The 7555-nt window shown below is 68.5% G+C and carries 7 protein-coding genes, 1 tRNA gene and 2 pseudogenes; 4 read left to right on the forward strand and 6 right to left on the reverse strand.

The features are described 5' to 3' along the window. Positions 1-135 precede the first annotated feature (135 nt). Positions 136-1155: a Yip1 family protein gene (locus ACFWBT_RS40050; RefSeq protein ID WP_385708917.1), complete on the forward strand. Its 1020-nt coding sequence runs from the start codon at positions 136-138 to the stop codon at positions 1153-1155. A gap of 82 nt (positions 1156-1237) precedes the next feature. Here the strand turns inward: ACFWBT_RS40050 and ACFWBT_RS40055 are convergent, their stop codons facing one another. Beyond that, positions 1238-2029, reverse strand: a complete 792-nt coding sequence (locus ACFWBT_RS40055) for a DUF2975 domain-containing protein (protein ID WP_385708920.1) — start codon at positions 2027-2029, stop codon at positions 1238-1240. Between the two features lie 296 nt (positions 2030-2325). Here ACFWBT_RS40055 and ACFWBT_RS40060 point away from each other — a divergent pair, with 296 nt between their 5' ends. After that, a complete protein-coding gene (locus tag ACFWBT_RS40060; protein ID WP_385708923.1) occupies positions 2326-2532 on the forward strand; it encodes a hypothetical protein in 207 nt (68 codons plus the stop codon). On the opposite strand, the gene ACFWBT_RS40065 is transcribed toward ACFWBT_RS40060, so the two are convergent. From ACFWBT_RS40065 to dcd, 3 genes are all read right to left on the reverse strand, one after another. Then, positions 2529-2939: a VOC family protein gene (locus tag ACFWBT_RS40065; protein ID WP_385708925.1), complete on the reverse strand. Its 411-nt coding sequence runs from the start codon at positions 2937-2939 to the stop codon at positions 2529-2531. The genes ACFWBT_RS40060 and ACFWBT_RS40065 overlap by 4 nt on opposite strands. A gap of 389 nt (positions 2940-3328) precedes the next feature. Next, positions 3329-3838 carry a phosphoribosyltransferase gene (locus ACFWBT_RS40070; RefSeq protein WP_385708928.1) on the reverse strand — a complete coding sequence of 170 codons (510 nt, stop codon included), beginning with the start codon at positions 3836-3838 and terminating at the stop codon, positions 3329-3331. Between the two features lie 10 nt (positions 3839-3848). Then, entirely contained in the window at positions 3849-4424 is a 576-nt protein-coding gene (dcd, locus tag ACFWBT_RS40075; RefSeq protein WP_328495443.1) for a dCTP deaminase, read from the reverse strand. 630 nt (positions 4425-5054) lie between these two features. On the opposite strand from dcd, the gene ACFWBT_RS40080 reads away from it, so the two are divergent. After that, positions 5055-5128: transfer RNA gene (locus ACFWBT_RS40080), tRNA-Gly, on the forward strand. A 126-nt stretch (positions 5129-5254) separates the two neighbouring features. Here ACFWBT_RS40080 and ACFWBT_RS40085 read toward each other — a convergent pair. Beyond that, positions 5255-5473, reverse strand: a pseudogene (locus ACFWBT_RS40085) (site-specific integrase); the annotation flags it as partial. Here ACFWBT_RS40085 and ACFWBT_RS40090 point away from each other — a divergent pair. Further along, positions 5461-5685, forward strand: a pseudogene (locus tag ACFWBT_RS40090) (transposase); the annotation flags it as partial. The pseudogenes ACFWBT_RS40085 and ACFWBT_RS40090 overlap by 13 nt on opposite strands. Before the next feature lie 223 nt (positions 5686-5908). Here the strand turns inward: ACFWBT_RS40090 and ACFWBT_RS40095 are convergent. After that, positions 5909-7273 (reverse strand): FG-GAP-like repeat-containing protein, encoded by a 1365-nt coding sequence (locus tag ACFWBT_RS40095; RefSeq protein WP_385708931.1) that lies wholly within the window; start codon positions 7271-7273, stop codon positions 5909-5911. Positions 7274-7555: the final 282 nt, after the last annotated feature.

Here is a 7555-nt window from a genome sequence, read left to right on the forward strand (position 1 = left end):
GCCACCCCGCCGGGCCCGCGCACACGGGCCCGGCGGTGCCTTGTCCACGGGAGGGGAAGCCGTCTCCGGCCGGTTCGCCCTGTCCGGGGCCTCTCCCGCGAACCCGTAGGGGTGGACTCGCCTCTCCCGTAGGGGATGTCACAGCTCGGCCCCAATGCCGGGCCCGTTGCCCCGGGCCCGGCACGTCACTCTTCGGGACCAGGTACGTTCGATAACGTGGCTGGATTCAGGATCGGACGCGGCGGACGGGACAACCGTGCCCCGCAAGCGCGACCGCAACAACGACCGTCGTACGGACAGGCCCCCCAGGGACGTGGACAGCAGTCCCCCCAGGGAGGCGGGCAGCAGCCGTACGGCTATCCGCCCGCGCCGTCGCAGCCGCAGTACGGAGGACAGCAGCCGTACGGCGGCCAGCAGGGCGGCTGGCCCCAGAGCGGCGGCCACGGCGGCGGGCACGGTGAGCCGGAGTACTTCGGCGACGGTCACCCGCAGCAGGGCCCGGACCCGTACGCGGCGAACAGCCCCGGGCACACCCAGGCCTTCTCGATCGGCGAGGACCCGTACAACCAGGGCGAGACCTACCGCGCGGGCGCGGCGGCGGCTCCGCCGGTCGGCCCCCGGCTGCACTGGAAGGACCTGCTCAAGGGCATCGTGACCGCCCCGAACCGGACCTTCCTCCAGATGCGCGACTACACGATGTGGGCCCCGGCCCTGATCGTGACGTTCGTCTACGGCCTGCTGGCGGTCTTCGGCTTCGACGGAGCCCGCGAGGACGCCATCAGCGCGACCCTCTCGAACGCCGTCCCGATCGTCCTGACAACCGGCATCGCCATCGTCCTCAGCACGTTCGTCCTGGGCGTGGTCACCCACACCCTGGCCCGCCAGCTCGGCGGCGACGGCGCCTGGCAGCCCACGGTCGGCCTCTCCATGCTGATCATGTCCATCACGGACACCCCGCGCCTGCTCGTCGCCATGTTCTTCGGCGGCGACGCGTCCTTCGTCAAGATCCTCGGCTGGGTCACCTGGATCGGCGCGGGCGCCCTGCTGACCCTGATGGTCGGCAAGTCCCACGACCTCCCGTGGCCGAAGGCCCTCGCCGCGTCCGCCATTCAGCTGATCGCCATCCTGTCGATCATCAAGCTGGGCACGTTCTAGCGCGCTCCGCGCTCCCCGTTCCCACCCGAGAGGGGCTCCCGGCACCGCGCCGGGAGCCCCTCTCGCGTTCTCCCGCCACCCTTCAACCGACCCGTCCGACGCTCTGGGCCGACTCGGCGCCACGGCGGAAGACCTCCGCGAGGGCCAGCACCAGGAACGCCACGAGGAGGTTCCCGGCAAGCGCGCCGATGGAGACCACCGGCGGGGACATGACCGGGCTGTCCGGCCCCGCCAGGTCCACGCGGTGCAGGACGAGGTCCGCGGCCGCCGCGGACAGGAACCCGGGGACCGCGCCGGCCACCGCGACCGCCCCGGCCAGGCCGGCGAGCCGTCGTGGGTTTCCGGCCTCGAAGGGCCGCCCGGCATCGATCGACAGCAGGATCCGGTACAGCAGCAGGGCACCGACGCCGATACACAGGGCGGTCACCGCGGTGCCGCCACGCGCCAGGAGCTGCTCGGCCATCGTGGAGTCCCAGGACGCGAGCGTGACCGTGGACATGTCGGCGTCCAGCCATGTGGCGCCGTGCTCCCCGGGCAGGTCCAGGCGCACGGTGCGCCCCTCGGACCCGGGATCGTCCGCGTACTGACGCAGCGCGAACTCCTTCTCGTGGCCGGACGGCACGACGCCTCGCGCCCGCGCCTCGCTGATCGCGTGGTCGGCCACGGGGACCGAGAGACGGTCCAGCTCCCGGATCACCACGGTCACCCGGACCTCGGCCTTGGCGTGGGTGGCTCCATTGACGGCGTAGGCGACACCACCCAGCGGCGCCCCGACGGCGAGCAGGAGCATCAGGCCGGCCAGCCGGCGCGAGAGCCGCCGCCCCCGGGCAGCCGGGGCGGCCTGGGCAGGGGCCCTCTCGCCGAGCGTCGTCAAGGCGGCCTCACATCCGGAACGGGAGTGCGCACGACGCACGCCCCAAGAGGCGAGGAGCGTATAGATCACCCGCACGTTCCGGCAAGGTCCCGGCGATACGCCACCGCCCCTCACGACGTGGCCGGCTACCGGCACTCACCGCCCGCGGGATCCGGCGGCCGCCGCCCCCACCCATCCCGACCCGTCCCCAGGTCCTTGCGCATGACTTCGCGCACACTCCAAGAGTGTCGCTGGAGCGTCGCTAGAGCGCAAGTTGCTCCGCCAACCGCGCGCTACCGTGCACCCCGGGGGTGGGCATGAACGACGGAGATCTGCTCGAATTCGTGCCGATGTGGACCACTGAGCGTGATCGCTGGGAGCTCTGGCACACGGGCCTGGGCTACCTGCCGATCTTGAAAGGTGATCCGCCAATGGCCGAAGTCATCTGTGATGACGACCTGGCAGACCAAGTGATCGCGAGAATGCTTGCCGCAGGCGTCACAGTCGTAGCCCTACCCGACTAGTCGCCCTTGGGCCAGATCGGGCCCTGGTCGGTCCAGATGACGCCCTTGTTGCGGCACAGGCAGAAGGGGTGGCCGATCGGGTCGGTGTAGATCTGCCAGCCGTAGCCGTTGGGGCCGATGAAGTCCTGCCTTAGCGTCGCGCCGAGGTCGAGGACGCGGCGCTGCTCGGACTCGATCTCGTCCACTTCGAAGTCGAGGTGGAACTGCTTGGGGTGGTCACTGTCGGGCCACTGCGGAGCGCGGTAGTCGTCCACCCGGATGAATGCCAGCTCGATCTCGCCGAACTGGATGCCAGCCCAGTCCTCGGAGCTGCCTTCCTTGACCGGACGGCCCGTCACCTCGGAATAGAAAGCCGCCAGCTTCATCGTGTCCGGGCAGTCGATAATGAAATCGGTGAGTCGCAGCATCCCCCGATCTTGTCACAAGCTCACACCCGACTTCGAGACAGGCCCTAAGCCCTCCGCTGAGGTGCGGGAACAAAGTTCCTGGGGCTTCCCCTCAGACCTCGTTCACCAGGGGCGGCCAGGTTCGTACCGCGGGTGCGGATCAGCAGCGGACTTCAGCGGAGCCGCTTAGCCGTTCGGATCAGCAATAGCCGCACGCAACTCGGAAGTCTCTAGGTCTCGCCTATCCCTTTCCGTCAAAGGTCTTGTAGTGCCGTTAATCGCAACAGGAATGCTATCTCTTGCCGCAGGGGCGGATCGCAGATGCCGACGCAAAACTTCCTCAGCTTGAGCCTGCGACATAGCAAGATCTCGATTGACGAAATGCGGCGACTTAGCGAAGACTCATAGGTTCAGAGCGCTTCCCTCGAAGGCGTGATCGGCTCGCCCGACTTACGTACTACAGGCAAAACACTCCAGGGGAAGTTGATCCACTCGTCCGTGCGCTTCCACACGTACTCGCACTTCACCAGCGACTGGGTCTTCTCGTAGATCACGGCGCTGCGGACCTCGGCGACGGCGTCGACGCAGAAGTCGTGCACGAGCTTGAGGGTCTTGCCCGTGTCGGCGACGTCGTCGGTGATCAGGACCTTCTTGTCGGAGAAGTCGATCGTGTTGGGGACCGGAGCGAGCATCACCGGCATCTCCAGCGTCGTCCCCACCCCGGTGTAGAACTCCACATTCACGAGGCGGATGTTCTTGCAGTCGAGGGCGTAGGCGAGCCCGCCCGCGACGAAGACGCCCCCACGGGCGATGGAGAGCACGATGTCGGGCTCGTACCCGTCGTCGGCGATGGTCTGGGCGAGCTCGCGTACGGCGGCGCCGAACCCTTCGTAGCTGAGGTCCTCGCGCACGAAAGACATGCTCCTCGCCTCAGACCTGGGTGCGGTGGAAGTTCAGGAAGGACCGTGAGGCGGTCGGACCGCGCTGGCCCTGGTACCGGGAGCCGTACCGGTCGCTGCCGTACGGGAACTCGGCCGGCGAGCTGAGCTGGAACATGCACAGCTGGCCGATCTTCATCCCCGGCCACAGCTTGATGGGCAGCGTCGCCAGGTTGGACAGCTCAAGGGTGACGTGCCCGGAGAACCCGGGGTCGATGAACCCGGCGGTGGAGTGGGTGACCAGCCCCAGCCGTCCCAGCGAGCTCTTGCCCTCCAGTCGCGACGCGAGGTCGTCGGGGAGCGAGATGACCTCGTACGTACTGGCGAGGACGAACTCTCCGGGGTGGAGGATGAACGGCTCGTCACCCTCGGGCTCGACGAGCCGCGTGAGGTCCGCCTGCTCGACCGAGGGGTCGATGTGGGGGTAGCGGTGGTTCTCGAACACCCGGAAGTAGCGGTCGAGCCGCACGTCGATGCTCGACGGCTGCACCATGGATTCGTCGTAGGGATCGATCCGGACCCGTCCGGCGTCGATCTCGGCCCGGATGTCCTTGTCTGAGAGAAGCACGCCCTGAGGATACGCAAGGCGCGCGGAGCCACCACAATCGTGACGACACCGCGCGCCCGTACTACTCCGTCACTGCCACGGCGCCACTACTCCGGCGCCCCTGTGTCTCCACCACTGATCCGGCACCCCAGCCGCTGCGCCCTTGCTCATACGCCACTGCCGGTGCGCCACTTCTACTTCGTCACTTACTACTCCGTCACCGCTTCTCCAACGCCACCGGAACCGGCACCACACTGCGGAGCCGGGCACAGCGTGGACACCGGAGCAGCCGGCCGGGGCCGAGCCGCTCGGCCTGCTGCATCGGGAACGAAGCGGTGCTGAACACGTGCCCCTCGGCACAACGGACGACGGTGCGCTCCATCAAGTCCCAGAGTCCCTTCCCCAAGAGCCGCGTCAGGCTGATGCCCTGACAACGAAAGGCCACATTACGGGATGAATGGGACGGCTCTCCAGGCGGCACTCCGATCCCGCCCGGACCCTCTTCGAGGCCACCACCGTACGCCCCAACTCCGGCCGCCCGCAGCCGCATCCACCCTCCGAAACACGAGCGGGCCCCGCGGCTTCGGCGCCGGGGGCCGGGCATGAGGTAGAGTGAGCGAGCATTCGACACCGGCCCAACCGGCGTCTTGCGCGGGTGTAGTTTAGTGGTAGAACATCAGCTTCCCAAGCTGAGAGTGCGAGTTCGATTCTCGTCACCCGCTCCATGTGAAACCCCCAGGTCGATGACCCGGGGGTTCTTTGTTGTCTAGACCGGTGGGCGGTGCGCGCACCACATCCGTAGAAGCGGAAGCCTTCCGGGAGCCCCGCGACCGAGCGGGCCCGACTGCATCCGGAAGGACGAGGGCGCGGACACCGGCATCGGACTTGGTCTGACCGGGAGCGCGCCGGCCGTTGGTCCGCTCGGGCTCGGCGACGCGGACGCGGATCACCATGTCGTCCAGGTCGATATCCCGGCGGCGCAGGCCTGCCAGTTCCTCGGGACGCATCGGCCCGTACGCACCGAGGTAGACCATGAGACGCCAGCGGATGCCCATCGCATCGGCGAGGGCGGCTGCGCCGTCGGCAGATCGTGCCGCGCATCGCCCGCCGCGGGGTCGATAGCTCCAGCCGCCTGGGCCTACACCGCTGGGTGGTCGAGCGGACGATGTCTTGGCTGAACGGATGCCGTCGCCTTCACCGCCGCTACGAGCGCAAGGCCGACCACTTCCTGGCTTTCGTCGGCATCGCCAGTGCCCTGATCGGCTACCGGCGCCTCCGCCGATCAGGACATTCTGGCCAGGGGCACCTGGAAGTGGGTGAGTGGCGTGAGTTGTCATCACGGCCGATCACCAATCGAGACGCCGTCTTAAAGAGCGTGTCTTTGAACCCCTACCTGCGCCCCGGCGCCCGGCACGCACGCTCGCCGCACGCACCGACCGCTGCTGCGCCCGCGCTCCGCGCGAACGACGGGGGTTCATGGACAGGCCCCTATTCGTCCAGGGAAGTCATTCCAAGAAGCTGTCGATGGGCGCCGCGTCGTATTCCGTCGCGCCCGCCGTGGTGATGCCGCTGGCCGAACCGGGCAGCCGCAGAGAGCCGAGGGCGCTCACATACAGGTCGGCCGTTCCGTCACCGTCCGTGTCACGCAGCCGTACCAGGCCACCGAACTGGTCGTCTGCCGTCAACGCACCGGGCACGCCGGGGGTGTTGCGGGCGAACCACTGCGAACCGGCACCGGACAGGCCGCTCGCCCGACCCTTGAGGACGTGCACGCCGCCCGCGTTGTCCCGGCCGTCGATCTCCTCGTCCCGCACGCCGACCGCGAGATCCGCGTAGCCGTCGCCGTTGACGTCGCCCGCCGAGATGGATGAACCGAACTCGTCGTAGTTCTCGGGGGATCCGGCGACGCCACTGGTCGACTGGGTGAGGCGGGTGTTCCGGGACGGGCCGGTGGACGAGCCGTACCAGACGCTGACGCGGCCCTTGTGCTTGGAGTAGAGGGATGTGCCGACGGCGATGTCGCCGTAGCCGTCCTTGTTGAAGTCGGCGATGACACCGTCGCCGCCGCGCTCGCCGCTGCCGCCGTCGCCGGACTGGGACTCCAGGCGGAGGCTGTTGCCCGGGGTGAGCGAGCTCGCACCGCCCTTGATGAACCAGACGTCGGACGCGATGTATTCGGGGCTGACCACGTCACCGATGATCGCGAGGTCGGTCTTGTTGTCGCCGTTGACCTTGCCGGAGATGAGGGCCGAGGCGTAGAAGGACGTCGTCTTGTCGAGCTTGGTCACGGTGCCGGTGGTGCCGGAGCGCTTGAGCGGGCCGCGGTAGACGTAGGTCATGGATTCGTTGATGACGGCCAGGTCCTGCTTGCCGTCCCCGTTGAAGTCGCCGGTCGCCAGATCCTTGCCCATGTAGTTGTTGCGGCCCGGGTTCTTGTTCGGGAGAGTCGTGCCCTTGGACAGGCCGGAGGCGGAGCCCCAGAGAACCGTCACGGCGCCTTGGTCGGCGCCGTGGGAGCCGTTTTCGCCGTTCGCCGCCACCGCGAGGTCGCCGTATCCGTCGCCGTCGAAGTCCGCGGCGGCCCGCACCTCGCCGAACATGTCGTCGGCCTCGTCGGTGCCGGGCACGCCCGGGCTCGCCTGGGTGATGCGCTGCTGTGTGGAGCCGGGCCCGGTGGCGGTCCCGAAGACCACGGTGACGCCGCCGCCCCCTCTGGCGCTGAAGCTCGAGTACGCGTAGTCGCGGTAGCCGTCGCCGTTGAAGTCATCGCCGTGCTTCGCGGGCGCGGCGCTCGCTGCGGCGGGCAGGGTGAGGGGAATGAGGCCCGCTACCAGGAAGGTGGCGAGCGTGGCCGTGGTACGGGTGGGCATGGGTGCTGGGGTTCCTTGTGAGTCGCGGAGGCGGTGGGCCCAGTCGGCGATCCGGGCGCCGAAGCGGGGTGCGTGGCCGGTGGTGTGTGTGGGCGCCATGTCGTTCACCGAGAGTTGTCCCGGGTGACGCGTGGGGTCTGCGGACAGGAGACCGGTGATGGGGCCGAAGGGTTGTACATGAACGGCCGTACAGCAGCGAAGTACAGCAACTCCAGTAACCGTCCCAGCCCGGCAACATCCTCGAAAGGCCATGGCGCGGCCGGTATGACCGTTCGTGACCGC

The organism is Streptomyces sp. NPDC060027 (assembly GCF_042737005.1).
GTDB lineage: Bacteria > Actinomycetota > Actinomycetes > Streptomycetales > Streptomycetaceae > Streptomyces.